The sequence below is a fragment of the uncultured Halomonas sp. genome (genome assembly GCF_947501415.1).
Lineage (GTDB): Bacteria > Pseudomonadota > Gammaproteobacteria > Pseudomonadales > Halomonadaceae > Halomonas.
In genome coordinates, this window is record NZ_CANMVL010000009.1 from 164,517 (window position 1) to 190,041 (window position 25,525).

Consider the following 25,525-nt stretch of genomic DNA (forward strand, 5'->3'; position numbering starts at 1 on the left):
TCAGGGGTCAGCGCGACGACCAATTCCCCGGTAGTGAAGACCCTGGGCGGCGACCCATGTTGGGTCATAGATATTGCGGCCATCGAGGACCAGGCGCTCCTCCAGCAAGTTGGCCAGTCGACGCCAGTCAGGGTTCCAGTAGGCCTTCCACTCGGTGACCAGCATCAAGGCGTCGGCTCCCTGACACGCCTCCAGCGGGTCCCCCTCCATGCTCTCCAGCAGCGGGTGATCGCCGACCTCCTGTCGCAGCGCCGGCAGGGCCGCCGGATCATGAAGACGCACGCGCACCCCCTGTGCCCATAGCGCCCGCAGCAGGCTCAGCACCGGGGCGTGATCGATGCGCGCGGTACCGGGCTTGAAGGCTGCCCCCCAGATAGCCACGCAACGCCCCTCCAGTCGGCCGTGGAAGTGAGCCCACAGCTTGCGGAACAGCGTCTCCTTCTTGTGCTCGTTGATATCGAGCACCTGCTCGAGCAGCGCCGAACGTCGCCCGCTGGCGGACTGCACATCGGCCAGGCGCATCAGGTCACGGGAGAAGTTGGGCCCACCGAAGCCACACCCCGGGTAGAGGTACTCGTAGCCGATGCGTGAGTCGGACCCCATGCCCTGGCGCACGAACTCGACATCGACCCCCAGGCTGTCGGCCAGGCCCGCCACCTCGTTCATGTAGCTGATGCGGGTGGCCAGCATGCCGTTGATCGCCAGCTTGGTCAGTTCGGCGGCACGCCTGGGCATGCGTTGAACCACCTCCTGCCGGCGGTTGAAGGCACGTAGCAGCTCGCGTACGCGAGCCTCGGCACTATCATCATCGCAGCCCAGCAGCCAGCGACTGGGGCGGGTAAAGGTCTCCCAGGCGCGCCCCTCCTCGATCATGTCCGACAGCGCCACGGCGTGGCTGCCAGACCCCAGACGCCCCTCCAGATGTTCAGTCTCGCCGACCGGGAAGGTCGAGTGGTTGACCAGCAACCGCTGCTGGTTGCCGACGCTATCGAGCGCCATGAAGAGGGTATCGAGCTCGCCGCGCTGCTCCGGGGAGAGGGATAGCCAGATTACCTCCTGAGGGCGTTGCAGAGCCTCCTCGGCACTCTCCGCCAGGCGCAGGCTGCCGTCGGCCAGCCCGCTCTCGAGCTGGTCGAGCAGCCGCGGCTCGCCGACCAGCCAGTCGGCGCGGCGAAGCGATGACCAGGGCTGGTCGACATGCGGTAGCCAGGTGACTCGGTGGCCTACCCAGCTGAGGGCGGCGGCGGCGGTGGCAGCGGATAGCTCACTACCGTGAACCAGCACGCGCATGACTCAGGCCTCCCCGGCGTAGCGGGCGAGCAGCTCGCGGAAGCCCTCCCCGAAGCGGGCATGGCGGCGGCCGTAGGCGAGCGTGGCTTCGAGATAACCGAGCTGGTGGCCGCAGTCGAAGGTCTTGCCCCGCATTCGGTAGGCATCGACTCCCTCATCGGCACGCAGTGACTCGATGGCGTCGGTGAGCTGGATCTCTCCTCCGGCGCCAGGCGGGGTATCGGCAAGCCGTGCGAAGATGCTGCCCGGCAGCACATAGCGACCGATCACGGCCAGGTCCGAGGGGGCCTCCTCCACCGGCGGCTTCTCCACCACGCCGACCAGGGGGCTCGACGCTCCCGGCGCGGGCGCCTCCCCCCCGGTATCGACGATGCCATACTTGTGAGTCATCTCGTGAGGAACCTCCTCGACCATCAGCTGGGCATGGCCACTGCGCTCGAAGGCCTCCAGCATGCCGGTGAGATCGTTGCGCTCCAGTCCCTCGTCGTCCACCAGCACATCGGGCAGAAGCACGGCGAAGGGAGCGTCATCACCGATCACCGGTCGGGCGCAGAGCACCGCATGCCCCAGGCCCAACGGCTCCGGCTGGCGCACAGTGATGATATTCACGTCGTCGGGGACAATCGCGTTCAGCTCCTCGAGCAGCTCATGCTTGCCCTTGGCCTCGAGGCTCGTCTCCAGCTCGAAGTGCTTGTCGAAGTGGTTCTCGATCGCCCCCTTGCTGGCATGGGTCACCAGCACGATATCGCGGATACCGGCGTCGACGGCCTCCTGGACCACATACTGGATCACCGGACGGTCGACGATGGTGATCATCTCCTTGGGAATCGCCTTGGAGGCGGGCAGGCAACGGGTGCCGAAACCGGCTACGGGAAGCACAGCCTTGCGAATCATGGGGCAGTCCTTGTCGAGGGTCGCGATGTGGCGTTCGCTGCGGCGCCGCGCCATGGGGAAGTCGCCGCCGGGAACGGGTAGAATGGCGCTCATGATACCGGACTCGTCGCAGCCTGCCACCGCTGCGATACCGACCACACCCTTATCAACCTGGAGAGAGCGAATGGGTGCAACGCAGTCGAAAGCGGAGAACATGGATCCCGGCGAGATCGCCAAGTTCGAGGCCCTGGCGGAGCGCTGGTGGGATAGCACCGGAGAGTTCAAGCCGTTGCACGACATCAACCCGCTGCGCCTGGACTTCATCGATGCCCGCGCCGGTCTGGCCGGGCGACGGGTACTGGATGTGGGCTGCGGTGGGGGCATCCTCAGCGAGGGAATGGCCCATCGCGGCGCGGATGTCATCGGCATCGACCTGGGTGAGGCGCCGCTGGGCGTGGCTCGGCTTCACGCCGAAGAGCAGGGGCTTGAGATCGACTATCGGCGGGTCAGTGTCGAGACCCTGGCCGAGGAGGCGCCGGCAAGCTTCGATGTGGTGACCTGTCTGGAGATGCTCGAGCACGTGCCGGACCCCGGCTCCGTGGTGCGTGCCTGTGCGACCCTGGTCAAGCCCGGCGGGCAGGTGTTCTTCTCGACCCTCAACCGCAATCCCAAGGCGCTGGCCCTGGCCGTGGTCGGAGCGGAGTATGTGCTGCGCATGCTGCCCCGGGGCACACATGACTATGCCAAGTTCATCCGCCCCGCCGAACTGGCCGGCTGGTGTCGACAGGCGGGACTCGAGGTCCGCGAGCAGAGCGGGCTGGTCTACAACCCCCTGAGCCGCCGCTATCGGCTGCACCCGACCGATGTCTCGGTCAACTATCTGATGCACTGCCGACGCGAGGAAACATGATGCAGATCTCTCGTCCGAGCGCCCTGCTCTTCGATCTCGACGGCACCCTGGTGGATACCGCACCGGACCTGGCGCGGGCCACCAATGCCCTGCGGGAACATCATGGCCTCGACGCCCTCCCCTACCCGATCATCCGTGCCCAGGTCTCCAACGGTGGCAGCGCCCTGGTCGAGCTCGCCCTGGGACTGGCCCGGGAGGTGCCGGGGCACGATGAGGCACGCAGCTTCCTGCTTGCCGCCTACGGCGAGGCCGTGGCCGCCGAGAGCCGGGTCTTTGCACCACTTGCCCCGCTGCTCACCGCTTGGGAGGCCGAAGGGGCCCCCTGGGGCATCGTCACCAACAAGCCGCGCGCCTATGCCGCCCCCCTGGTGGAGAGCCTGGCGCTGAAACCGGGGTCACTACTGTGTGCCGATGATCTGCCGGTCAAGAAGCCCGACCCGGCGCCGTTACTGGAGGCAGCGCGCCACCTGGATACGCCTCCGTCACGCTGCTGGTACATCGGTGACCATCTGCGGGACATGCAGGCGGCCAGGGCCGCCGGGATGACTGCCGTGGCAGTGGGCTGGGGGTATATCGAGGAGGGTGACGACTATCGTCGCTGGCCGGCCGATCTCTGGTTCGAGACCGGCGAGGAGCTGGTGGCGGCGCTATATTGAGAACACTCAGTTGAGCCCCACCAGTTGAGAAACCCCGAGTGCGGCGACATGTCCGGGACGAGGAGCAGGAGTGGAGGAAGGTTGCGCCCAGGGAAGGGGCAACAGCGTCCCCGCACAGGCTATCGCCGAACATGTCGCGAGCGGGTTCGTGGGGTCAGGCCTTCGGTGGCTGGGCGTCGAACTTTTCGCCGTTGTGCCCACGACTGTCCGGCCCCATCAGCCACAGGTAGGTAGGCATGACCTCCTCCGGCGTGCGCAGGGTGTCAGGATCCTCCCCCGGGTAGGCACTACGGCGCATCTGGGTACGCGTCGCGCCGGGATTGAGGCTATTGACCCGCACCGAGCCCAGGTGCTCGAGCTCATCGGCAAGCACTTCCACGAAGCCTTCGGTGGCGAACTTGGAAACCGCATAGGCTCCCCAGTAGGCGCGTCCCTTCCTGCCCACGCTGGAGGAGGTAAAGATCACCGAGGCATCCGCAGAGCTCTTGAGCAGGGGTAGGAGCGCCTGGGTCATTCCGATCGGCCCGTTGATATTGACCTGCATGACCTGCTCCCAGAGCTCGGGATTGTACTGCTCGAAGGGCGTGATGCGACCGAGCAACCCGGCGTTGTGGAGGATCCCGTCCAGGCGACCGAACTCCTTGTCCAGAGTGTCGGCCATATCCTGATAGTCCTTGAGGGTGGCGCCCTCGAAGTTGAGCGGAAAGATCGCCGGTTGCGGGCCACCGGCGGCCTCGATCTCGTCGTAGACCGCCTCCAGCTTGGCGGTGGTGCGTCCCAGCAGGATGACCGTCGCGCCGTGTCGGGCATAGGTCAGGGCCGCGGCTCGGCCGATTCCATCACCGGCACCGGTCACCAGAATCACGCGGTCATCCAGCAGCCCAGTCGGCGCCTGATAGTCGATCTTGCAGATGGTCATGGAGTCTCCTCGATGAGTCAGTTGCCGGACTGCCGCAGGAAGTCGCCGGCCAGCCCCGCCGCGGTGCTTTCGGGGTGCGCCTCGCGAACCCGCTCGAGCAGCTCCCGGCTGGCGTCCGGTTGGCCCATGCGGGCCTTGAGCAGCCCCAGCTTGTAGAGAGCGTCGGGCACCTTGTTGCTCTCGGGGTAGCCGTCAAGAACGGTACGGAAGGCGGCCTCGGCGGGCTCCAGACGGCCCTCGGCGGTGTGCAGCTCCCCCAGCCAGTAGTGGGCATTGGGCGTCAGGCGGCTCTCGGGGTAACTGCCGACAAAACTCTCGAAGGCGGCGATGGCTCTGTCGAATTCCCGCGCCTGTACGCTGGAGAAGGCCTTCTGATAGGCCGCCTGGGCATCGGGGTCCTCGGCGCTTGCTGACGTCGTGCCAACCTCGTCGTCACTCTCCCCTGCCTCGCTGCCGGGGCGCTCGTCACGTGCCTCCTCCTCCGGCGATGGCCGACTCATGCCGGCCGATACCGAGGCCAGTCGATCCTCGAGATCCATATACTGCTGCCGGGTCTGGCTGCGAAGCTGCTCAAGCTGGTGGCGCAACTCCTCGACCTGGCCACGCAGTCGGCGAAGCTCCTCCTGATGCTCCTGCACCTGGTTGAAGATTACCAGACTGCCACCCGCGGCCTCACGGGTATCCGTCTGCTGGTAAAACGTGCTGGTTTGCGCGGTCAGGTCCTCGACCACTGGCTGCTGAGCCAGTGCAGGAACCCCTACGGAGAGCGGGAGCATCAGGGCTCCCGCACCGCACAGCCTCTTCAGACCGTGTTCCATCTGTGTCTCCCTCGTATCGGGGTGTTGCCTCAGTAGGCGAACACGACCCGACGGTTCTGAGCGAAGGCCTGCTCATTCTGGCCACGCGCCGCAGGACGCTCCTCGCCGTAGCTGACGACCTCGACCTGGGAGGGAGATACGCCCTGCACGGAGAGAAACTTCTCCACGGAGCGAGCGCGACGCTCGCCCAGCGCCATGTTGTACTCGCGAGTCCCGCGCTCATCGGTGTGCCCCTGGAGCACCACGCGGACATTGCCATTGTCGCGCAGATAGCGCGCATTGGCGGCCAGTACCGGTTCAAACTCGCTACGGATACGGTCGCTGTCGAACTCGAAGTAGACCGTGCGCTGCTGCGGAATGCGTCCATCCGCCTGCTGCCCGGCCGCACCCGACGTGCCGCCGTAACCGGAGCCACTGGTGCGTCCATCACTCACGCCACTGCTGCTGACGCCGCTGCCATCGCGGGTGCCGTCCATGGCGCCATCCTGGGTACCGCCGGTGCTGGAGCAGCCGGCCACCAGGGCCAGCGACAGGGCGACCGCCAGGGAACGGGCATAGGGCTTGAATTGCATCGTTTCATACTCCTGAAGGATCAGTTCATGAAAGGTGACCACGCGGGCTCGCGCACGTCACCCTGAGCGGAGGGCAGTCGGAAGGAGGCACGGCCATCCGCGGTGACTGCCCCCAGCACCCCGCTGTTACCCTGCTGGGTGGCGAAGATTACCATGGTCCCGTTGGGCGCAACACTGGGCGACTCGTCCCAGCGAGAATCACTCAGCGTCACCAGTCTCCCGCTCCCGAGATCCTGACGAGCGACCTGATAACCGTTGTTGGAACGGTGGATCAAGAACAGCGCCTCACCGTCCGGCGAGAAGCGTCCACGCGCATTGTAGTTACCGGTGAAGGTGAGGCGCTTCTGCTCCCCGCTGGCCAGGTCATAGCGATAGAGCTGGGGGCCGCCGCTGCGGTCGGAGGTAAATACCAGGCTGCGTCCATCCGGCCCCCAGGAGGGCTCGGTATCGATGGCCGAGTCATTGGTGATGCGCTGCAGGCTGCGCGAGCCGATGTCCATCACATAGATCTCCGGCTGGCCATCCTTGGAGAGCGACATTGCCAGTCGGCGGCCGTCGGGCGACCAGGCCGGCGCCCCGTTGATGCCGGTGAAGGAGCTGATACGCGCCCGTTTTCCGGTTTCGATGTCCTGCACATAGATCGCCGACCGCTCGGTCTCGAAGGAGACATAGGCCAGCTTGCGGCCATCCGGTGACCAGGCCGGCGACAGGATCGGTTGTGGGGAACTCAGCACCTGCTGGCTGTTGTGGCCATCGGCATCGGCCACATAGAGCGCGAACTGCATATTGTCACCGACTCCCTGGGAGGTGACGTAGGCAATGCGGGTGGAGAAGGCGCCACGAATCCCGGTGATCGCCTCGAATATCTGGTCGCTGATATAGTGTCCGGCGCCGCGCAGTTCACCCGCGCTGGCGGTGACCACCTCGCCGAGCATGCGCTTCTCGCCACTGACATCCATCAGCTCAAAGCGCAGCCGATAGCCCTCGCCCTCCTGGGTGGCGCTGCCCACCACCAGGTAGCGAACATCCAATGCCTTCCAGTTACCGTATTTCACCTCATCGGCACTGGCCGGCTGGTCCATCATCTGACGACGCGGCAGCGGGTCGAAGTAACCGCTGCGCTCGAGATCATCGTGAACCACCTGGGCCACGTCCTCTGGCAGCCCTTCGGGGCCTGCGAAGGGCACCACGGCAATGGGTGTGGCACTCTCGTTGCCCCGTGTGATCTCGATGGTCAGGTCGGCCTGGGCAAGCTGACTCACCATCAGCAGGGCGGCGGTCAGCCATGCAGTCATCAAGGATTTCATCAGCGTACGTCTCCCGGTCTGAAGCGCAGATTGAATTGACGGTAATCGCGTTGCACGCCGGCTGGCAACTGTCGCAGTTCGGCGAATGGCGCGGCGGCCTCGACGGCCTGCACGGCGGATCGATCGAAGGCACTATCCCCACTGGAGCGGGAGATCTCGGCGACAAACAGCTCCCCGGAGGGTCCCAGTCGCACCGAGATCTCGGCCGTTGCTCCTGAGGAGACATTGGGCGGAATGCGCCAGGCCTGCTCCACGGCCCGGCGTACCAGGGCAATAAAGTCGTTGGCGGCCTGCTGTCCCTGTTGCGCATTGGCGACACGTTCGTCTGCCCCCTCGATCAACCGCTGCATCTCGGCCTCGGCCTGCTCACGAGCCAGACGGGCCTGTTCCTCGGCCTCGCGCTGTCGGGCGGCCTCCTCCTCACGGCGGCGCTGCTCCTCGGCTTCCCGCTCACGCCGGGCCTGCTCTTCCGCCTCACGCTGGCGCTGCTCCTCGGCCTCCCGTTCACGCCGGGCCTGCTCTTCCGCCTCACGCTGGCGCTGCTCCTCGGCCTCCCGTTCACGCCGGGCCTGCTCCTCGCGGCGGCGCTGCTCCTCGGCTTCGCGCTCGCGCCGGGCCTGTTCTTCCGCCTCTCGCTGACGCTGCTCCTCCGCTTCCCGTTCACGTCGGGCCTGCTCCTCGGCCTCTTGCTGTCGGGCGGCCTCCTCCTCACGGCGGCGCTGCTCCTCGGCTTCGCGCTCGCGTTGAGCCTCTTCCTCGGCGTCACGCTGCTCTTCGAGGCGACGCGTCTCGGCTTCCGCTTCTTCGGCACGCCGTGCCGCTTCGGCTTCGGCGGCCTGGCGCGCGGCTTCACGGGCCTGCTCTTCGGCGGCCTGGTCGGACTGGCGCTGTGCCTCCTGGGTGGCCGCCTCTTCCGCCGCCCGTCGTTGCTCCTCCTGGGCGGCCGCCTCTTCCGCCGCCTGCCTGGCCAGGGCTCGCTGACGCGCCTCTTCGGCACGCTGGGCCTGGTCGGTGACCGTCTCGGTACTGACCAGGGTCGCCTGAACAATGGACGAGGGGCTGGGCTCATGTTCCCTGGTCGGCAGGCTGATCACACTCAGCAGCAACACCAGCACATGCAGCCCCACCGCCAGCAGCGTCGGTATGCCATAGCCTACTCGAGCCTGTCGTCTGGCCATGGTGAGGTTACTCCCCCCCACTCGGCGGCTCGGAGATCAGGCCGACGCTACCGACGCCGGCGGTCTGCAGCGTGCCCATCAGGGTCACCACCTGGCCATAGGAGACATTGCGATCACCGCGCAGCATCACCGGGGTGCCGGGCTTGCGTTCAAGCAGGATGATCACGCGATCGGCCAGCTCCTCGAGAGGCATGGCGGTCTCGTCACCACCGATGGAGAGATAGTGCTGCCCCTCGCGATCCACCGACACGATGATGGGGTCACTATCTTCCGGAGGATCGATGGGCTCCGAGGTCACCTGAGGCAGGTCGACATCCACCCCCTGAGTCAACATCGGCGCGGTGATCATGAAGATGACCAGCAACACCAGCATGACGTCGATAAAGGGAACCACATTGATCTCGGCGAGGGGCTTGCGGGCTCCCCCGCGATGAAAGGGTCCATGCATGACGTGACTCCCTCAGGCGCCGCCGGCGTCGGACCGACCCTGCAAGTTGCGATGCAGGATGGAGTGGAACTCCTCGGCGAAATCCTCGTACTTGCCAAGCAGTCGACCCGATTCGGCGGAGAGCCGGTTGTAGAAGACCACCGCCGGGATGGCGGCAAACAGGCCCATGGCGGTGGCTATCAGCGCTTCGGCAATCCAGGGGGCGACGGTGGAGAGAGTCGCCTGTTGGGCCATGGAGAGCGACTGGAAGGAGCCCATGATGCCCCATACCGTGCCGAACAGGCCGATATAGGGACTGGCCGAGGCCACGGTGGCGAGAAACACCAGGTGCAGGTTGAGTCGCTCCTCCTCCCGGGACCAGGCCACGCGCATGCTGCGCTGGACGCCGTCGAGGATCGCCTGGGGGCTTCGGGTCTTGGGCATCAGGCGGTTGAACTCGCGAAAGCCGGCACGAAAAATATGCTCGGCGCCCTGGGTCTCCTGCTCCGGGGGCACCTCGCGATAGAGCTCGTTGAGGTCGACACCGGACCAGAAGCGATCCTCGAAACCACGATGGGCCTTGCGGGCGCGGCGCATCATGAAGGTGCGCTGGAAGATCACGACCCACGACAGGATCGAGCCCACCGTAAGCAGCAGCATGACCAGCTGCACCACGGTGCTGGCGTTCATGATCAGATGGGGGATGGACATGGCGTCGTTCACGGGAATCCTCGTCAGGCTTGGGATTGAGCAGAAGTGGGATGCAGCAGCTCGGCGAGCGGGGCCGGCCAGGGGATCGGCCTATGGCGTCTGGCATCGATACAGGCGATGTCGACCCGGGCTTCGCACAGAGGTTCCCCGAGGCGGGTCACCCGCTGCTCGAACTGCAACCGAACACGTCCAGCGGTCAGCACATCGGCACTCACCTCGAGGGCGTCATCCAGCCTGGCAGACGAGAGGTAGCGGCACTCGAGGCGGTGGACCACCAGCTGCACGCCGCTCTCGAACAGCTCGTGCTGGGTGATGCCCCGGGCGCGCAGCCACTCGCTGCGCGCCCGCTCCATGTACTTGAGGTAATTGACGTAGTAGACGATACCACCGGCATCGGTATCCTCGATATAGACTCTTACCGGGAAGCGAAAACCGCTCATGGCCGTGTCTCCCCCGCTGCATCCTCGGCATCCGCCGAGGGGGCCAGGCCGAAATGTAACCAGGCCTGACGGGTAACGACGCGACCTCGAGCGGTACGCATCATCAGCCCCTGCTGGATCAGGTAGGGCTCGATCACGTCCTCGATGGTGTCTCGCTCCTCGCCGATGGCGGCGGCCAGGGAGTCCACCCCCACCGGCCCCCCATCGAACTTCTCGATCATCGCGACCAGCAGGCGGCGATCCATATGGTCGAGGCCATGCTGGTCCACGTGAAGCATGTCCAGGGCACGATCGGCGATGGCGGCATCGATATGGCCATTGCCGCGAACCTCGGCATAGTCACGCACCCGACGCAGCAGCCGATTGGCGATACGCGGCGTGCCGCGGGAGCGACGTGCCACCTCGAGGGCACCCTCCGGGTCGGCATCGACCCCCATCAGGCGAGCCGAGCGGGCCACGATCTCGGTAAGCTCCTCGATGGCATAGAATTCAAGCCGCTGAACGATGCCAAAGCGGTCGCGCAGCGGTGAGGTGAGAAGCCCCGCTCGGGTGGTGGCGCCGACCAGGGTGAAGGGAGGCAGGTCGAGCTTGATGGAGCGCGCCGCCGGCCCCTCTCCGATCACGATATCGAGCTGGAAGTCCTCCATGGCGGGATAGAGAATCTCTTCCACCACCGCCGAGAGGCGATGGATCTCGTCGATAAACAGCACATCACCGGGCTCGAGGTTGGTGAGCATGGCGGCAAGGTCGCCTGCGCGCTCCAGCACCGGTCCGGAGGTCGACTTGAGCCCGACCCCCATCTCTTCGGCGATGATATTGGCCAGCGTCGTCTTGCCGAGCCCCGGGGGGCCGAAGATGAGGGTGTGGTCGAGACTCTCGCTGCGCCCGCGAGCCGCTCCGATAAAGATATCGAGTTGTTCGCGTACCCGAGGCTGACCGATGTAGTCGGTCAGCCGCTTGGGGCGGATGGCGCGGTCGACGGGCTCTTCCCCTTCGCGGACGTCGGCGGCGATCAGGCGGTCGCTCTCCAGCATGGCGCTACCCCGCCATCCGGCGGCTGAGGGCCGCCTTGATCATGGCTTCGGTGGAGGGCTCGCCCTCCAGGCCGGCGAGCATCCTGGATGCCTCGGCCGGCTTGTAGCCGAGGCTGACCAGCGCCGCTTCGGCGTCGGCCAGCGTGTCCCTTGGCGAGCCCGCGGGGGGCTCGCCCTCTCCCCCGTCCAACAGGGCGGCCTCTGGGGTCTTCCAATGGGGGAAACGGTCGCGCATCTCGATGATCAACCGCTCGGCGGTCTTCTTGCCGACCCCGGGGAGTCGCGTCAGGGACTTGATGTCATCATCCAGAACACAGCGCCGAAAGGCGCCCTCATCCATACCCGAGAGAATCGCCAATGCCAGCTTGGGCCCCACCCCGTTGACCTTGATCAGGGCGCGGAACAGGGTGCGCTCCTGCTCGCGCAGAAAGCCATACAGCAGGTGAGCATCATCCCGGACGGTGAGGTGCGTGTAGAGAGAAATCGTTTCGCCGGCGGCCGGCAGCGCCACCAGTGTGGTCATGGACGCTTCCAGCTCATAGCCGACGCCGGCCACATCTACCACCAACCAGGGGGGCTGTTTATCGAGAAGCGTACCTCGCAGGCGTCCGATCATCGAAAGTCGTATCCTTGCATCAGGGAAGACGGCAGAGGCCGTCGATGCCGCCACTATACTGGTCGGTCACAGGGCTGACCAGTCCAGCAGAACGGCGTTCGAGAACATCAATCACGTCGCCATATGGCGACAGTGTCAGGGGCGAAAATCCCGCCAGGAAGCGCCCTTGCGCCGGCTGCGATGACCTCCGAAGCTACCGCTGGTCAACAGGCCCCGACGCGCATGGGCGTGGGTCAAGGCGATGGCCAGGGCATCCGCGGCATCGGCCTGGGGCGTCGCGGAGAGCCCCAATATGGCGGTGACCATATGCTGGACCTGGAGCTTGTCGGCGCGCCCCGACCCGGTGACCGCCTGCTTGATCTGGCGAGGCCCATATTCGCTCACCGCCAACCCGTGGTTGGCGGCACACACGATGGCGGTGCCTCGTGCCTGGCCCAGCTTCAGGGCGGAGTCGGCATTCTTCGATATCACTACCTGTTCGATGGCGAACTCGACCGGGCGGTGCACGGCGATCAACTCGGCAACGCCGGCATAGACCTGGGCGAGCTTCTGGGCCAGGTCGTCGGCACGAATGCGAATGCAGCCACTGGCTACATAACGCGGCGTGGCGCTCGCCACATCCAGCACACCATAGCCGGTGATGCGCGAGCCGGGATCGATGCCGAGTATCAGCATGAGTCGGCCTCAGTCGATGGCATCGAGCACGGCATCGTCAAACTCCGCGTTGGTGGTGACATTCTGGACGTCATCCAGGTCCTCGAGCATATCGATCAGCCGGATCACCTTGCGAGCCAACTCCTCGTCGGCGATGGGCGTGGTAGTCTCCGGGAACAGCCCCAGCTCACTGCGTTCCGGCGTTATCCCTGCCTCGATCAGGGCCTCCTTGACCTCATGGTATGCATCGGGGCTGGTGACCACCTCCAGGCTGTCGTCCTCCAGGGTCACGATATCCTCGGGTTCGGCCTCCAGGGTGGCCTCAATCACCGCCTCTTCCGAGAGGCCAGCGGGGAGCGCCAGGCGCCCCTGCTTGTGAAACATGAAGGCCACCGAGCCGCTAGTGCCGAGGTTGCCACCACTCTTGTTGAAGGCGTGTCGCACCTCGGAGACGGTACGGTTGCGGTTATCGGTGAGACACTCGACCATCACCGCCACTCCCTCCGGCCCATAGCCTTCGTAGATGCACTCCTCCATGGCGTCGCCATCGACATTGCCGGCGCCACGATCGATGGCGCGCTGCACGGTGTCCTTGGCCATATTGCTGGACAGTGCCTTGTCGACGGCGGCGCGCAGACGCGGATTATCCGCCGGGTCCGCGCCACCCTGGCGCGCGGCCACGGTCAGTTCACGAATCAGCTTATTGAAGATCTTGCCGCGCTTGGCGTCCTGAGCCGCCTTGCGATGCTTGATGTTGGACCACTTGCTGTGCCCAGCCATTCTCTTCTCCTTGGCTTCAACATGACACCGGCGCCCCTCGGGCGCCGGTGTGATCACTTCGGGTCGGAGTCGCCGTTACTCGCCGGCGGTCTCCGCCCTCGCCTTCTGCCGCAGGCGGATATTGAGCTCCTTCAGCTGGTCGCCACTGACCTCGCCCGGGGCGTCGGTCATCAGGCAGGCCGCGCTCTGGGTCTTGGGGAAGGCGATCACCTCGCGAATGGTACGTCCGCCGGTCATCAGCATCACCAGTCGATCGAGCCCGAAGGCCAGGCCACCGTGGGGCGGAGCGCCGTACTGGAGGGCGTCGAGCAGGAAGCCGAACTTCTCACGAGCCTCCTCTTCGCCGATGCCGAGAATCTCGAATACCTGGCGCTGCATCGCCTGATCATGGATACGAATGGAGCCACCGCCCAGCTCGGTGCCGTTGAGCACCATGTCATAGGCCCGTGAGAGCGCCCCGGCGGGGTTCTCCTTGAGCTCCTCGGGGCTGCAGGCCGGCGAGGTGAAGGGGTGGTGCAGCGGGCTCAGGCGGCCATTGTCGTCGGCCTCGAACATCGGGAAATCCACCACCCACAGTGGCGACCACTCCTGGGTATAGAGGTCGAGATCCTCACCCAGCTTGACCCGCAGCGCGCCGATCGCCTCGTTGACGATGCGTGCCTTGTCGGCACCGAAGAAGATGATGTCGCCATCCTCGGCACCCACCCGCTCGAGCAGCTCCTCGACCACGTTCTCCATGAACTTGACGATGGGCGACTGCAGTCCCTCGAGGCCCTTGGCGCGCTCGTTGACCTTGATCCAGGCCAGCCCCTTGGCACCGTAGATGCCGACGAACTTGGTGTACTCGTCGATCTCCTTGCGGGAAAGCTTGGCTCCGCCCGGCACCCGCAGGGCGGCCACGCGACCGTCGTCGGCACTGGCCGGCCCGGAGAAGACCTTGAAGTCGACCTGCTTCATCAGATCGTCGACGTCGGTAAGCTCGAGCGGAATACGCAGATCGGGCTTGTCGGAGCCGTAGCGGTTCATCGCCTCCTGCCAGGTCATGCGCGGGAAGTCGGGAAGCTCCACGCTGAGCACGTCCTGGAAGAGTTGGCGAATCATCGCCTCGGTGATGCCCATGATGTCCTCTTCCTCCACGAAGGAGGCCTCGAGGTCGATCTGGGTGAACTCCGGCTGACGGTCGGCGCGCAGGTCCTCGTCGCGGAAGCACTTGGCGATCTGGTAGTAGCGATCGAAACCCGCCACCATCAGCAGCTGCTTGAAGAGCTGCGGCGACTGGGGCAGTGCGAAGAAGCTGCCCGCATGGGTACGGCTCGGCACCAGATAGTCACGGGCACCCTCGGGGGTGGCGCGGGTCAGGATCGGGGTCTCGATGTCGAGGAAGCCCTGCCCCTCGAGGTAGGCCCGCACGCTGTGAGAGATGCGTGAGCGCAGACGCAACTTGTCGATCATCTCGGGGCGACGCAGGTCGATATAGCGGTGCTTGAGACGCACCTCCTCGCCCACCTTGCCGTGCTCGTCGAGCTGGAACGGCGGCGTGGCGGCGGTATTGAGCACTTCTACCTGCTTGGCCAGCACCTCGATCATGCCGGTGGGCATGTTGGGGTTCTGCGTGCCCTCGGGGCGCAGCCGCACGCGGCCCTGGATGCGCAGCACAAACTCGCTGCGGGCGCGGTCGGCATTGGCGAAGGCCTCGGCGGTGTCGGGGTCGACCACGACCTGGGCGATACCATCACGATCGCGCATGTCGAGGAAGATCACGCCCCCGTGGTCACGGCGGCGGTGAACCCAGCCGCACAGGGTGACCGTCTGGTCCACCAGGGTCTCGTTGAGCTGGCCGCAATAATGGCTGCGCATGTCGTGTCCTGTTCTGTTGCGTGGTGTAAGTCAAATAGTGTTCGAGTAACGGGGTCGAACCGCTAGGGGGTGGCGGCCCTCGGGCCACCACCCCATCCTGCTAGTCTGGCGTGGCGCCGGAGGAGGCGCCGCCATCATCGGCAAGGTTCTTCTTGTTGCCGGACTTGAAGTCGGTCTCGTACCAACCGTCGCCGGCCAGGCGGAAGCCGGCAGCGGAGACCAGGCGGGTCAGCGCCGAGGTCGTGCAGGCGGGACAGTCGGTCAACGGCTCGGCGCTCAACTTCTGAAGCTTCTCGAGGCGATGGCCGCAAGCCTTGCACTCGTATTCGTAGATGGGCATGGTTTGATCACTCCAAATCGTCACTACCCAGTTCAGGACGCGGTCGGGCCCGGCCCGACCCCAATGGATATGGGGCCGAGCTTGGCGCCTTCCAAGCCTGCCAAAGCGCGTTATTATAGCGCGCCTCATACCTGTGCGGGCAAGGCGCCCCTCATCCAACGAGGAACCTGTAATGAAAGCCGTCCTTCTCGATGCCGCAAGCCTCGGTCCCGATATCGACCTCGATCCCCTTTACGAACAGGTAGACGAGCTGGTGGTACACCAGCGCAGTACCACTCACGAGGCCCAGGCCAGGCTGACAGACGCCGAGGTCGCCATCGTCAACAAGGTGGTCCTGGATGCCGCGACAATTGAAGCGCTGCCCTCCCTGAAGCTGATCTGCGTGCTGGCCACGGGCACCAACAATATCGACATGGCCACGGCTCGTCGCCTGGGGATAGAGGTCAGGAACGTGACCGGTTACGGCACCGCCAGCGTCGCCCAGCACACCCTGATGCTGCTGCTGACCCTGGCCAATCGCCTGCCGCTCTATGGGCGCGATGTGGCGGCAGGTCGCTGGAACGAGAGCCCCTTCTTCTGCCTGATGGATCATCGCACCCTGCAGCTCGAAGGGAAGCATCTGGCCATTGTCGGGCAGGGGGAGCTGGGAGGGCGCGTGGCCCAGCTCGCCGAGGCCCTGGGCATGCGGGTGACCTTCACCGCCAGGCCTGGCAACGAGGCTCAGGATCAGCGTCCCGGCCTCGCCGAGCTGGCCCCGGAGGTCGACGCCATCAGCCTGCACTGCCCACTCAATGAAGCGACCCACCATCTGGTGGGGGGCGATCTGCTGGCCAGGGTCAAGCCTGGCGCCCTGCTGATCAACTGTGCCCGAGGCGGCATCATCGACGAGGTCGCGGCCCTGACGGCCCTTCGCGAGGGGCGCCTCGGTGGACTGGCGGTCGATGTGCTCCCCGAGGAGCCACCTCGTGATGGCCACCCGCTGCTCGATGCCTTGAATGAACCGCTCAACCTGATCGTCACGCCCCACAATGCCTGGATCACCCCCGAGGCACGCCAGAATGTGGTGACACTGACGGCCAACAACCTGAGTGACTGGAAGCGGGGGCAGTGATCATGCAGCGGCTCGACGACTCACAAGGCGCGGCCCGGGGCGACAGCGCTCCTCGGTTCCACTGCTATAACTTCGGCTCCATCAACCTCGATCATGTCTATCGCGTACCCCACCTGGTGGCACCGGGGGAGACACTGGCGAGCCATGACTACAGCGTAGGGCTGGGTGGCAAGGGCGCCAACCAGTCACTGGCCATGGCCCGGGCCGCCGGATCCATCAGCCACTGGGGTCGCCTGGGGCAGCAGGATGCCTGGGCTCGTGACACCCTGTCCCGGGCCGGGGTCGACGTCGAGAGAGTGACGCTGCTCGATGGGCCCAGCGGCCACGCCATCATCCAGGTCGATGTCCAGGGAGAGAACGCCATCATCCTGTTCCCGGGGGCCAACCATGGCACCACCCAGGAGGAGCTGGCAGAGCTCGTTGCCACCACCCAGCCGGGCGACTGGTTGCTGCTGCAGAACGAATGCAGCGGCCTCGAGACGCTGATCTCCCTGGCCGTCGAGCATGGGCTGAAGGTAGCCTTCAACCCGGCGCCCATGGATGACAATGTGGCTCGGCTCCCGCTTCATCTGTGCTCACTGCTCTTCGTCAACCGCACGGAGGCCGCCCTGCTTGTCGGGCTCCCCGTGGAGAGCGATGCCCAGGAGCTGCTCGATGCCCTGGCACAGCGACTACCCGAGGCCGAGATAGTACTGACCCTGGGGGGAGAAGGCGCCTGGCACCAGCGGCACGGCATCTGCCGACATCAGCCGGCGATACCGGTCGTGGCCGTCGACACCACCGCGGCCGGCGACACCTTTATCGGCTACTACCTGGCAGCGCTCCAGGCTGGCAGGTCGATCGACGACTGCCTGCGTCATGCCGCTACCGCTGCGGCTCTCGGGGTACAGCGGTCCGGCGCTGCAGAGAGCATCCCCAGCCTCGATGAAGTCCAGCGCGCCCTGCAGGCCCCGATCTCCCCCGATGCTCCCGTCGACCCTCAAACCCCGTAACCCGGAGAGTAATGTGACCCACTCCATCATCTTTGATACGGACCCGGGCGTGGACGATGCCCAGGCCATCGCCATCGCCCTGCGCCACCCGGAGATCGACCTGCTTGGCATGACGACCACCTACGGCAACGTGGATGTCGAGACTGCAACCCACAACGCCCTGCTGCTCGCCGAGCTGGCCGGACGCGAGGTTCCCGTGGCCCAGGGCGCCGCGGCACCATTGATCAAGCCGCGCCACGCCCCTCCCGCCCATATTCATGGCGCCAATGGCCTGGGCAATATCACGCTGCCGACGGTAAGTGGTCAAGCGGAAAGTCGGTGTGCCGCGCAGTTCATCGTCGATACGGTGAATGAGCGCCCTGGAGAGGTGACCCTGGTCGCCGTTGGCCCCTTGGGCAATCTGGCGGCGGCGCTACAGCTAGACCCGACGCTTGTCGACAAGGTGAAGGGCGTGGTCGTTATGGGGGGCTCCATCCGTGAAGGGGGAAACGTGACCCCCGTGGCCGAAGCCAATATGTTCAATGATCCGGATGCCGCGGCTCGGGTGCTTACCGCTGGCTGGCCATTGACCCTGGTGGGCCTGGATGTCACCCATCGCTGCGTGCTGACTCCAGCCCATATGGCGCGTATCGAGGCCGGCCAAGGCGAACTCGGCCGGGTGCTGGCAGGCAGTTACGCCTTCTACCGTGACTTCTATCAGTCGGCTCTGGGCATCGACGGTTGCTGTCCCCACGATAGCTGCGCCCTGGCCTGGCTGCTGCGCCCGGAGCTGTTCACCACCTCACGGGGCCACCTCTCGGTGGTGACCGAGGGGAACGCCGAGGGCCAGACACTCTTCGCACCCGAGGGACGTGGCTTTATCGAGGAGCGCTGGTCGCGCACTCCGCTGGTGGATGTGTGCCTCGGGGTCGAGGGCCAGGCCGTCAGCGACTGGATCGCCGAGGTGCTGGCCTGAGCCGTCAATCTCCCGCCTAGCCGGTACGAAAGTCATCCGGGGCATGCGTCTCGACAACATTGAACTCCACATGGGTAACCCGGGCATGTTCCGGGCCCCTCCAGAGCCACTCACCGACCTCCCGGACCGCTTCGGGTCGGCCGCAAAGCAGCACCTCCACCCGGCCGTCAGGCAGATTGATCGCATGGCCGGTCAGGCCCTGCTGCAGCGCCTGCTCCTGGGTGGCACGGCGATACCAGACGCCCTGAACCTTGCCGGTCACCAGGGCCTTCACGCAGGTCGTCTCCATGACGCGCTCCTTGTCGATACATCTATGATGCCCTTTCTACCAGCCGGGCCTCATCGCGGCCAGCCGCTGAGGTCATGATCCAGATGAATGGCTCATATCGTGCCGCGATCAGGAGGGGCTGGCTGACTAGGCTGACGGGCTCCTGCTTATAGGACCTTCGGTGTCGCCTCGAACACTCTCCAGCAGTTCGCGCTTGACCTCCACGGCGGTGACCCGGGGCACCAGGGGCCTGCCTCTCGCGATAAGGTGGCAGCGGGTAAAGGCCGCCCCGAACAAAAGTATTAGAGAAGAGTAATAGACCCACAGCAGAATCATCACCACCGACCCTGCCGCCCCATAGGTGGAGGCGGTGGCCGTGTGAGAGAGGTAGAGAGCAATCATCGACCGGCCTACCGCAAACAGCAGCGCCGTGACCACGGCTCCTACCATGACGTCCCGCCAGCCGAGTATCACATCGGGAAGCACCTTGAAGATGGTCGCGAACAACAGCGAACTGATCACCAGCGAAACCAGGAATTCGGCTCCGGTGGTCAGCGCTCCCACATAGGGCAGCAGTGTGTCGGCGGCCTGCAGGGTAGCGCGCAGCATGACGCCAAGTACCAGCGACACCAGCAGGATGAAGCCGATGGAGACCACCACCGCCAGTGACAAAAGACGGTTCTTGATAAACACCAGTGCGCTATTGGCGCTAGGGCGTGCGGTCACTCCCCAGATGGTGTTCAGCGAGAACTGCATCTGGGCGAACACGGTGGTGGCGCCCACCAGCAGGGCCCCTACCCCCAGCAGGCTGGGCAGCAGCCCTGACTCCTCGATACGCGACTGGGCGACGGCAGCCTCGATGGCCGCGGCGGCATCATGCCCCATGGTGCCCTGCAGCTGAGCGACCATCTGGCCATGGGCCGCCTCCTCGCCAAGCACCAGGCCGATTACGGTGACCGCGATGATGATGGTGGGCGCCAGGGAGAATAGGGTGTAGAAGGCCAGCGAGCCCGCGTAGCTGAACGCATTGCGTTCAAGCCATAGCTGGACCGCCCCCTGCATCACTCGCCACCAGAAGATCACCTCGGCCTTGAGCCGGGCGGGCGACAGCTTTCTCGCTTCGAACATCGAACTTCCTTGCTTCCCTGTGATGTAGTCACAGGATAGCCGAACCCCGCCCCAGGCGTCTCGCCCGCTCCCGGACTATCGCAGATGGTAGCACCACTCAAGGCTGTTCCGGCGACAGGCCGTCGAGGGGGCGCTACGAGTACTTCCTTGTAGGCTACCTCGGCCATCCCTGGTCCTCGGACCCCCTCTCCGACCAGTCACCGGCGCCTTTCACTAGCACCCCGTAGTAATCACCATAGCCCTGTTGCCTTCCCCCGGTACATTGCAAGCCATCTGGGTGGCCAACATAATGGTTGGGACACTACATCACAGGCCTGCCATGACCCCTTGCACGGACGCCAATCCCGATCGCCCCGATTTCGACTGTCTGGTCTTTATCGGCCGCTTCCAGCCGCCTCACCTTGGACATCTCGCGGTCATCCATGAGGCCCTGAAGCGTGCCAGGCAGGTCATCGTGATGGTGGGGTCGGCCTGGCAGGCGCGCTCGCTTCGCAACCCGTGGCGCTTCGACGAGCGCAGCGCCATGCTGCGCAGTGCCTTCGATGCCGAGGAGAATGAGCGACTGGCCGTGGTGCCACTGCTCGACGCCCTCTACAACAATGATGTCTGGGTGCGTGATGTACAGCGGAAGGTGCGTGATATTGCCAGCCCCCAGGGAGCACGCCTCCCACGCATCGGGCTGATCGGGGCCAGCCGGGGCCAGTCCAGTTACTACCTGTCGCTGTTTCCACAATGGGAGTCGGTGAGCGTGCCGCTGGTGGAGGGAATCTCCGCCAGTCAGATCCGTGAACGGCTATTCCACTCCAGCCCGTCGGCCGGGGACTATCTCAGCACCGGCGCCTTCCATGACCTGCCGCCCGGCGTCATCGACACCCTCCACGCCTTCTGCGCCGGTAATGACTACCGTCAGCTGATCGAGGAGCAGGTGCTGCTCGATCAGTATCGCAGCGCCTGGGCCCAGGCGCCCTACCCGCCCATCTTCGTTACCGTCAACGCGGTGGTCGTGCAGTCGGGGCATGTGCTGCTGGTCAGGCGCACCTCGGCGCCCGGCAAGGGGCTCTACGCCCTGCCGGGAGGCTTCATCAACCCTCATGAGCGGCTGCTGGATGCGTGTCTGCGGGAGCTACGCGAGCGGGTGCGCCTCAAGGTACCGGAACCGGTGCTCAAGGGGTCGTTGCGGGGCCAGCGTCTATTCGACGAGCCGCATCGCAGCTGGCGGGGGCGAACATTGGCCGAGGCCTTCTACTTCGCCTTGCGCCCCGAACAGCAGCTACCCCGTCTCAAGCCGGTACAGGGTGGCGATCACGCACGCTGGGTGGCGCTGGCCGATCTCGATCCGGAGAGCCTGTTCGAGGACCACTTCTTTATCATTCAGGACTTCCTGGGCCTGCCTGCCGACTTCGGCATGCCGTGAGCCGAGAAAGTATCGAAGAATCGAACCCTGTTGTAGATAGAACCCTGTTGTAGTCAGCCCTGAAGAAAGTCACGCGGCAGCTTCTGCATCTGCTTCCAGAGCTTCTCGACGCCGGGCTTGTGCACCAGGGAGCAGCGATAGAGACGTATCTCCAGCGGGATGTCCCACTTCTCGTCGCCGGCCCGGACCAGCCGGCCATCTCTTAGTTCTTCGCGGATGCAGAAGTCGGGAATCCAGGCCAGCCCCATGCCCTGCATCACCATGCCCTTGAGCCCTTCCGCCATGGCGGTCTCATAGACGGTGCGCAGCCGCAGTCGCAGGGGGTCGTTCTTGAGCAACATGCGAACACTGCGCCCCAGGAAGGCGGCACGGGTATAGGAGAGGTAGGGAATTGGCTCCTCGCCCTGCAGGGGGAAACGCGGCTCGCCATCCTCGTCCGGAAGGCACACCGGCGCCATCTTGACCTGCCCGATGGAGAACGAGGGGAACACCTCGGAGTCCAGCTGCATGGTGGCGTGGGAGTCGTGATACGCAAGCATCAGATCACAGTTGCCTTCGCGCAGCACATGGATGGCCTCCCCCACGTTCATGGCCACCAGACGCGTGGGAAGCTCGCCGATGCCCTGCTGCAGCCGTGAAATCCAGGGCGGAAAGAAGCTCAATGCAAGGGAGTGGGCGGCAACGATGTCTAGTGCTTCATTGGCCATGGCCAGGCCCCGCAGATGCCCCAGGCTCTCGTTGAGCTGCTCGACCAGGTTGCGCGCCGTGATCAGGAATAGCTGCCCTTCAGGGGTCAACCCGACCGGTGTGGTGGAGCGGTCGACCAGCGTGGCCCCGACAGCCTGCTCCAGGGAGCGAATACGGCGACTGAAGGCGGGCTGAGTCACATGACGCTGGCGGGCCGAAGCGGAAAAGCTGCGTGTGTTAGCCAGGGCAACGAAGTCCTCTAGCCATTTGGTCTCGAGGTTCACCGTGACTCCCGATTCATGATGAGGTTAACGACCGGACTCGCCGATCACCGCAAGTAATTAATATATCACTGAATTGGCGCCATCAGGTAGGCGGCCCTGGACATCAGCTTGCGCCACAACGGCCGCGACGTGACTTCCTCGACGCTGATCTCCCGGCAGTGACTGAAATCTTCCTCGAGCATCTGCTCAACCTGGGCGGCAAACTGGCGATCCGGAAGGAAGGCCGTGATCTCGAAGTTGAGCCGGAAGGAGCGGTTGTCGAGGTTAACCGTGCCGACGCTGGCCGCCGCCTGATCGATCAGCATCACCTTCTGATGCAGGAAGCCGGGCTGATAGCGATAGACCCTGACGCCGGCACGCAGCATGTCTGGCAGAAAGGAGAAGGCGGACAGGAATACCAGCAGATGGTCGGGGCGTTCGGGGATCATGATTCGCACGTCCACACCGCGCATGGCCGCCAGGCGCAGGGCATCCTGCACGCTCTGGTCGGGCACGAAGTAGGGACTGGTGACCCAGAACCGCTCTCGGGCGCTGTGGATGGCATGCTGTACCAGGAGGCTAGCCGTATCTTGCGTATCCGCCGGCCCCGAGGGCACGATCACCACATCATGGCACTCCTCGCAGATGGTGGTCGGTATCCAGGAGAGATTGATCAGTTCACCGGTAGCCCAGTGCCAATCCTCCCAGAACGCCTCCTGCAGTCCCAGCACGCTGGGGCCGGTAAGCTTGAGATGGGTGTCACGCCATGGGCCGTGGCGCGGATGCTGCCCCAGGTATTCGATGCCGACATTGAAGCCGCCGACCCAGCCCTCTTTTCCGTCCACCACCACGACCTTGCGGTGGTTGCGAAAGTTGATCTGGAAGCGATGACGCAGGCCACGCGATGAGCGAAAGGCGTAGACCTCGACCCCCGACTCGGCGAGGTCACGCAGGTAGCCCTCATTCAGCTTGTGACTACCTATCTTGTCGTACAGGAAATATGCCCGAACGCCACGCTCCACGGCGCGCTGGAGGCACTCCTTGAGCCGTAGGCCCAGGGCATCGTTGCGAACGATGAAGAACTGCACCAGCACGTACTCCTCGGCCCTGTCGATACCGGCGAACAGGCTGTCGAACGTCGCCTGGCCATCGACCAGAAGCTCGGCCCGATTGCCACTGGTCAGTGGCATCTGGGCCAGCTGCTCCACGGCACGCACATCGGGATCCGGAGTATCGGTCAGATAGGGGTCGACATGCGAACGGTAGCGCGCCAGAACACGGCGTAACACGCTGTCGCGTTGTCCCCGGGCGGTGACATAACCGTAGAAGCGCGGCTGGCCGAAGATCCAGTAGGCGGGGACCGCCAGGTAGGGAAGCGTGATAAGCGAGAGAATCCAGGCGATGGCGCCCTGGGAGGTGCGACTGGAGAGCAGTGCTAGTACCGCCGAGACGATACCTGCCATGTGAAAGGTGAAGATTACCAGCCCGATCAGCCAGGACGTCATGAACTCTCCCTGCAAAAAACTCTCGTCGCCGGCTGCGCCGGCTGTGATGGCGCGAGCCCACTCCTTCGCGAGGGAGATTCCCGCAACACCTTGCGGGGGTCAGCATACCCAAACGACGGCGGCCCCGCCAAGAGGCAGGGCCGCCATGATCATCGCCAGGCCTCAGGCGCGCTCGGCGATGATCTCCTTCCACTTGGCGGGCCCCGTCTGGTGGACCGAGGTACCTTGGCTGTCGACCGCGACAGTCACCGGCATATCCTCCACCTCGAACTCATAGATGGCCTCCATGCCAAGGTCCTCGAAGCCCACCACCCGAGCCTTCTTGATTGCCTGAGCCACCAGGTAGGCGGAGCCCCCCACTGCCATCAGGTAGACCGCCTTGTTGTCGCGGATGGCCTCGATGGCGGCTTCACCACGCTCGGCTTTCCCGACCATGCCCATCAGGCCGGTCTCCTCGAGCATGGTGCGAGTGAACTTGTCCATGCGGGTGGCGGTGGTGGGGCCGGCCGGTCCCACTACCTCGTCGCCAACCGGGTCCACCGGTCCAACGTAATAGATGAAACGACCCTTCATGTCCACGGGCAGTGGCTCACCCTTGGCAATCATATCGACCATGCGCTTGTGGGCGGCGTCGCGACCGGTGAGCAGCTTGCCGTTTAGCAGCAGGGTGTCACCCGGCTGCCAGGTCTGCACTTCTTCCGGTGTGATGTTGTCGAGGTCGACACGCCTGACGTTATCCCCTGCCTCCCGCGTGACCTCGGGCCAGTCCTCTAGCTTCGGCGCCGGCAATGAGGCCGGACCGCTGCCATCCAGGGTGAAGTGGGCGTGGCGAGTGGCGGCGCAGTTGGGAATGATGGCCACCGGCTTGTTGGCCGCGTGGGTAGGGTAATCCTTGACCTTGATGTCCAGCACCGTAGTCAGGCCGCCCAACCCCTGAGCACCGATGCCACTCCGGTTGACGCGATCGAACAGTTCAAGGCGCAGCTCCTCGGCACGGTTGGTGGCACCGCGAGCCTGCAACTCCTGGATATCGATGGGGTCGAGAAGCGCCTCCTTGGCAATCTCCATCGCCTTCTCCGCGGTGCCGCCGATGCCAATGCCGAGCATTCCCGGGGGGCACCACCCTGCCCCCATCTTGGGAAGCTGCTCCATGACCCAGTCGACCACGCTGTCGGACGGGTTGAGCATGGCGAACTTGGACTTCGCTTCGCTACCACCGCCCTTGGCGGCCACATGTACCTCGACGCTGTCGCCGGGCACAATCTTGTGATGGATGATCGCCGGCGTGTTGTCACCGGTGTTGCGGCGGGCGCCGTCGGGATCGGCCAGCACCGAGGCGCGCAGCACGTTATCGGGGAGCTGGTAGGCGCGACGGACGCCCTCGTTGACCATATCATCGAGGCTCATCTCGGCTTCCCAGCGAACGTTCATGCCCACATGCAGGAAGACGGTGACGATTCCGGTGTCCTGGCAGATAGGACGGTGCCCCATGGCGCACATCCGCGAGTTGATCAGGATCTGGGCGATGGCATCCTTGGCCGCTGGGTTCTCCTCGCGCTCATAGGCTTGCGCCATGGCATCGATGAAATCCTTGGGGTGGTAGTAGGAGATATACTGCAGCGCATCGGCAACGCTCTGGATCAGGTCATCCTGACGAATCACGGTCATGGGCAAGAAGCTCCTCGGCTTGTCGGCATGCCCGCACCCTGGCGGTATCTCACCGCCGGGTAAGCAGGCTGAAATGCGGGCATTATACCCTACCCCACGGTCTGTCGACATTCTTGCCACCAAAGATGGTTATTGGCGTTGCCGCATGGCAA

At 64.9% G+C, this 25,525-nt stretch carries 27 protein-coding genes; 6 read left to right on the forward strand and 21 right to left on the reverse strand.

Annotation, left to right across the window (positions count from 1 at the left end; translation table 11 throughout):
• Positions 1 to 1,290, reverse strand: coding sequence for a nucleotide sugar dehydrogenase (locus Q0894_RS06855; RefSeq protein WP_299232776.1), 1,290 nt, complete (start codon positions 1,288 to 1,290; stop codon positions 1 to 3).
• 3 nt (positions 1,291 to 1,293) lie between these two features.
• A complete protein-coding gene (galU, locus tag Q0894_RS06860) occupies positions 1,294 to 2,184 on the reverse strand; it encodes a UTP--glucose-1-phosphate uridylyltransferase GalU (protein WP_299233199.1) in 891 nt (296 codons plus the stop codon).
• A 163-nt stretch (positions 2,185 to 2,347) separates the two neighbouring features.
• Between galU and ubiG the strand changes: the two genes are divergently transcribed.
• Complete coding sequence (gene ubiG / locus Q0894_RS06865) at positions 2,348 to 3,073, forward strand: bifunctional 2-polyprenyl-6-hydroxyphenol methylase/3-demethylubiquinol 3-O-methyltransferase UbiG (protein ID WP_299232779.1); 726 nt, start codon at positions 2,348 to 2,350, stop codon at positions 3,071 to 3,073.
• The gene (locus tag Q0894_RS06870) at positions 3,073 to 3,729 is read left to right on the forward strand and encodes an HAD-IA family hydrolase (protein WP_299233202.1); all 657 of its coding nucleotides are present in this window, start codon (positions 3,073 to 3,075) and stop codon (positions 3,727 to 3,729) included. The genes ubiG and Q0894_RS06870 overlap by 1 nt, the downstream gene beginning before the upstream one ends.
• A gap of 154 nt (positions 3,730 to 3,883) precedes the next feature.
• Here the strand turns inward: Q0894_RS06870 and Q0894_RS06875 are convergent, their stop codons facing one another.
• The 14 genes from Q0894_RS06875 to Q0894_RS06940 all read right to left on the reverse strand — a co-directional run bounded on the left by Q0894_RS06875 (position 3,884) and on the right by Q0894_RS06940 (position 15,382).
• On the reverse strand, positions 3,884 to 4,648 hold the full coding sequence (locus Q0894_RS06875; protein ID WP_299232782.1) for a YciK family oxidoreductase: 765 nt from the start codon (positions 4,646 to 4,648) through the stop codon (positions 3,884 to 3,886).
• 17 nt (positions 4,649 to 4,665) lie between these two features.
• On the reverse strand, positions 4,666 to 5,466 hold the full coding sequence (gene ybgF / locus Q0894_RS06880; protein ID WP_299232785.1) for a tol-pal system protein YbgF: 801 nt from the start codon (positions 5,464 to 5,466) through the stop codon (positions 4,666 to 4,668).
• Positions 5,467 to 5,495: 29 nt separating this feature from the next.
• Positions 5,496 to 6,038, reverse strand: coding sequence for a peptidoglycan-associated lipoprotein Pal (gene pal / locus Q0894_RS06885; protein WP_299232788.1), 543 nt, complete (start codon positions 6,036 to 6,038; stop codon positions 5,496 to 5,498).
• A 20-nt stretch (positions 6,039 to 6,058) separates the two neighbouring features.
• Positions 6,059 to 7,345 (reverse strand): Tol-Pal system beta propeller repeat protein TolB, encoded by a 1,287-nt coding sequence (gene tolB, locus Q0894_RS06890; protein WP_299232791.1) that lies wholly within the window; start codon positions 7,343 to 7,345, stop codon positions 6,059 to 6,061.
• On the reverse strand, positions 7,345 to 8,523 hold the full coding sequence (gene tolA / locus Q0894_RS06895) for a cell envelope integrity protein TolA (RefSeq protein ID WP_299232793.1): 1,179 nt from the start codon (positions 8,521 to 8,523) through the stop codon (positions 7,345 to 7,347). Before tolA ends, tolB begins: the two co-directional genes overlap by 1 nt.
• 7 nt (positions 8,524 to 8,530) lie before the next feature.
• Complete coding sequence (gene tolR, locus Q0894_RS06900) at positions 8,531 to 8,971, reverse strand: protein TolR (protein WP_299232796.1); 441 nt, start codon at positions 8,969 to 8,971, stop codon at positions 8,531 to 8,533.
• Between the two features lie 12 nt (positions 8,972 to 8,983).
• On the reverse strand, positions 8,984 to 9,673 hold the full coding sequence (gene tolQ, locus Q0894_RS06905) for a protein TolQ (RefSeq protein WP_161422725.1): 690 nt from the start codon (positions 9,671 to 9,673) through the stop codon (positions 8,984 to 8,986).
• 11 nt (positions 9,674 to 9,684) lie between these two features.
• Positions 9,685 to 10,101: a tol-pal system-associated acyl-CoA thioesterase gene (ybgC, locus tag Q0894_RS06910; RefSeq protein WP_299232800.1), complete on the reverse strand. Its 417-nt coding sequence runs from the start codon at positions 10,099 to 10,101 to the stop codon at positions 9,685 to 9,687.
• Positions 10,098 to 11,135: a Holliday junction branch migration DNA helicase RuvB gene (gene ruvB / locus Q0894_RS06915; RefSeq protein WP_299232803.1), complete on the reverse strand. Its 1,038-nt coding sequence runs from the start codon at positions 11,133 to 11,135 to the stop codon at positions 10,098 to 10,100. The genes ybgC and ruvB overlap by 4 nt, the downstream gene beginning before the upstream one ends.
• 4 nt (positions 11,136 to 11,139) lie before the next feature.
• Entirely contained in the window at positions 11,140 to 11,751 is a 612-nt protein-coding gene (gene ruvA, locus Q0894_RS06920) for a Holliday junction branch migration protein RuvA (RefSeq protein WP_299232806.1), read from the reverse strand.
• 135 nt (positions 11,752 to 11,886) lie between these two features.
• Positions 11,887 to 12,426: a crossover junction endodeoxyribonuclease RuvC gene (gene ruvC / locus Q0894_RS06925; RefSeq protein WP_299232809.1), complete on the reverse strand. Its 540-nt coding sequence runs from the start codon at positions 12,424 to 12,426 to the stop codon at positions 11,887 to 11,889.
• A 9-nt stretch (positions 12,427 to 12,435) separates the two neighbouring features.
• On the reverse strand, positions 12,436 to 13,185 hold the full coding sequence (locus Q0894_RS06930; protein ID WP_299232812.1) for a YebC/PmpR family DNA-binding transcriptional regulator: 750 nt from the start codon (positions 13,183 to 13,185) through the stop codon (positions 12,436 to 12,438).
• A gap of 75 nt (positions 13,186 to 13,260) precedes the next feature.
• Positions 13,261 to 15,042 carry an aspartate--tRNA ligase gene (aspS, locus tag Q0894_RS06935; protein ID WP_299232814.1) on the reverse strand — a complete coding sequence of 594 codons (1,782 nt, stop codon included), beginning with the start codon at positions 15,040 to 15,042 and terminating at the stop codon, positions 13,261 to 13,263.
• A 100-nt stretch (positions 15,043 to 15,142) separates the two neighbouring features.
• A complete protein-coding gene (locus tag Q0894_RS06940) occupies positions 15,143 to 15,382 on the reverse strand; it encodes a zinc ribbon domain-containing protein (RefSeq protein ID WP_299232816.1) in 240 nt (79 codons plus the stop codon).
• A gap of 172 nt (positions 15,383 to 15,554) precedes the next feature.
• On the opposite strand from Q0894_RS06940, the gene Q0894_RS06945 reads away from it, so the two are divergent.
• From Q0894_RS06945 to Q0894_RS06955, 3 genes are read left to right on the forward strand one after another with little or no spacing between them, the layout of a single operon-like run.
• The gene (locus Q0894_RS06945) at positions 15,555 to 16,493 is read left to right on the forward strand and encodes a D-2-hydroxyacid dehydrogenase (protein ID WP_299232819.1); all 939 of its coding nucleotides are present in this window, start codon (positions 15,555 to 15,557) and stop codon (positions 16,491 to 16,493) included.
• Between the two features lie 2 nt (positions 16,494 to 16,495).
• Complete coding sequence (locus Q0894_RS06950; protein WP_299232822.1) at positions 16,496 to 17,485, forward strand: ribokinase; 990 nt, start codon at positions 16,496 to 16,498, stop codon at positions 17,483 to 17,485.
• Between the two features lie 13 nt (positions 17,486 to 17,498).
• Entirely contained in the window at positions 17,499 to 18,440 is a 942-nt protein-coding gene (locus tag Q0894_RS06955) for a nucleoside hydrolase (protein WP_299232824.1), read from the forward strand.
• Between the two features lie 16 nt (positions 18,441 to 18,456).
• Here the strand turns inward: Q0894_RS06955 and Q0894_RS06960 are convergent, their stop codons facing one another.
• Positions 18,457 to 18,729: an acylphosphatase gene (locus Q0894_RS06960; RefSeq protein WP_299232826.1), complete on the reverse strand. Its 273-nt coding sequence runs from the start codon at positions 18,727 to 18,729 to the stop codon at positions 18,457 to 18,459.
• A 126-nt stretch (positions 18,730 to 18,855) separates the two neighbouring features.
• Positions 18,856 to 19,836, reverse strand: a complete 981-nt coding sequence (locus tag Q0894_RS06965; RefSeq protein ID WP_299232828.1) for a YihY/virulence factor BrkB family protein — start codon at positions 19,834 to 19,836, stop codon at positions 18,856 to 18,858.
• 319 nt (positions 19,837 to 20,155) lie between these two features.
• Between Q0894_RS06965 and Q0894_RS06970 the strand changes: the two genes are divergently transcribed.
• Entirely contained in the window at positions 20,156 to 21,250 is a 1,095-nt protein-coding gene (locus Q0894_RS06970) for a bifunctional nicotinamide-nucleotide adenylyltransferase/Nudix hydroxylase (protein ID WP_299232830.1), read from the forward strand.
• Positions 21,251 to 21,303: 53 nt separating this feature from the next.
• Here the strand turns inward: Q0894_RS06970 and Q0894_RS06975 are convergent, their stop codons facing one another.
• The 3 genes from Q0894_RS06975 to Q0894_RS06985 form a co-directional block, all read right to left on the reverse strand.
• A complete protein-coding gene (locus Q0894_RS06975) occupies positions 21,304 to 22,221 on the reverse strand; it encodes a LysR substrate-binding domain-containing protein (RefSeq protein ID WP_299232833.1) in 918 nt (305 codons plus the stop codon).
• A gap of 65 nt (positions 22,222 to 22,286) precedes the next feature.
• Positions 22,287 to 23,705, reverse strand: coding sequence for a cardiolipin synthase (cls, locus tag Q0894_RS06980; protein ID WP_299232836.1), 1,419 nt, complete (start codon positions 23,703 to 23,705; stop codon positions 22,287 to 22,289).
• A 162-nt stretch (positions 23,706 to 23,867) separates the two neighbouring features.
• Positions 23,868 to 25,373 carry a fumarate hydratase gene (locus Q0894_RS06985; protein WP_299232839.1) on the reverse strand — a complete coding sequence of 502 codons (1,506 nt, stop codon included), beginning with the start codon at positions 25,371 to 25,373 and terminating at the stop codon, positions 23,868 to 23,870.
• Between the last annotated feature and the right edge of the window lie 152 nt (positions 25,374 to 25,525).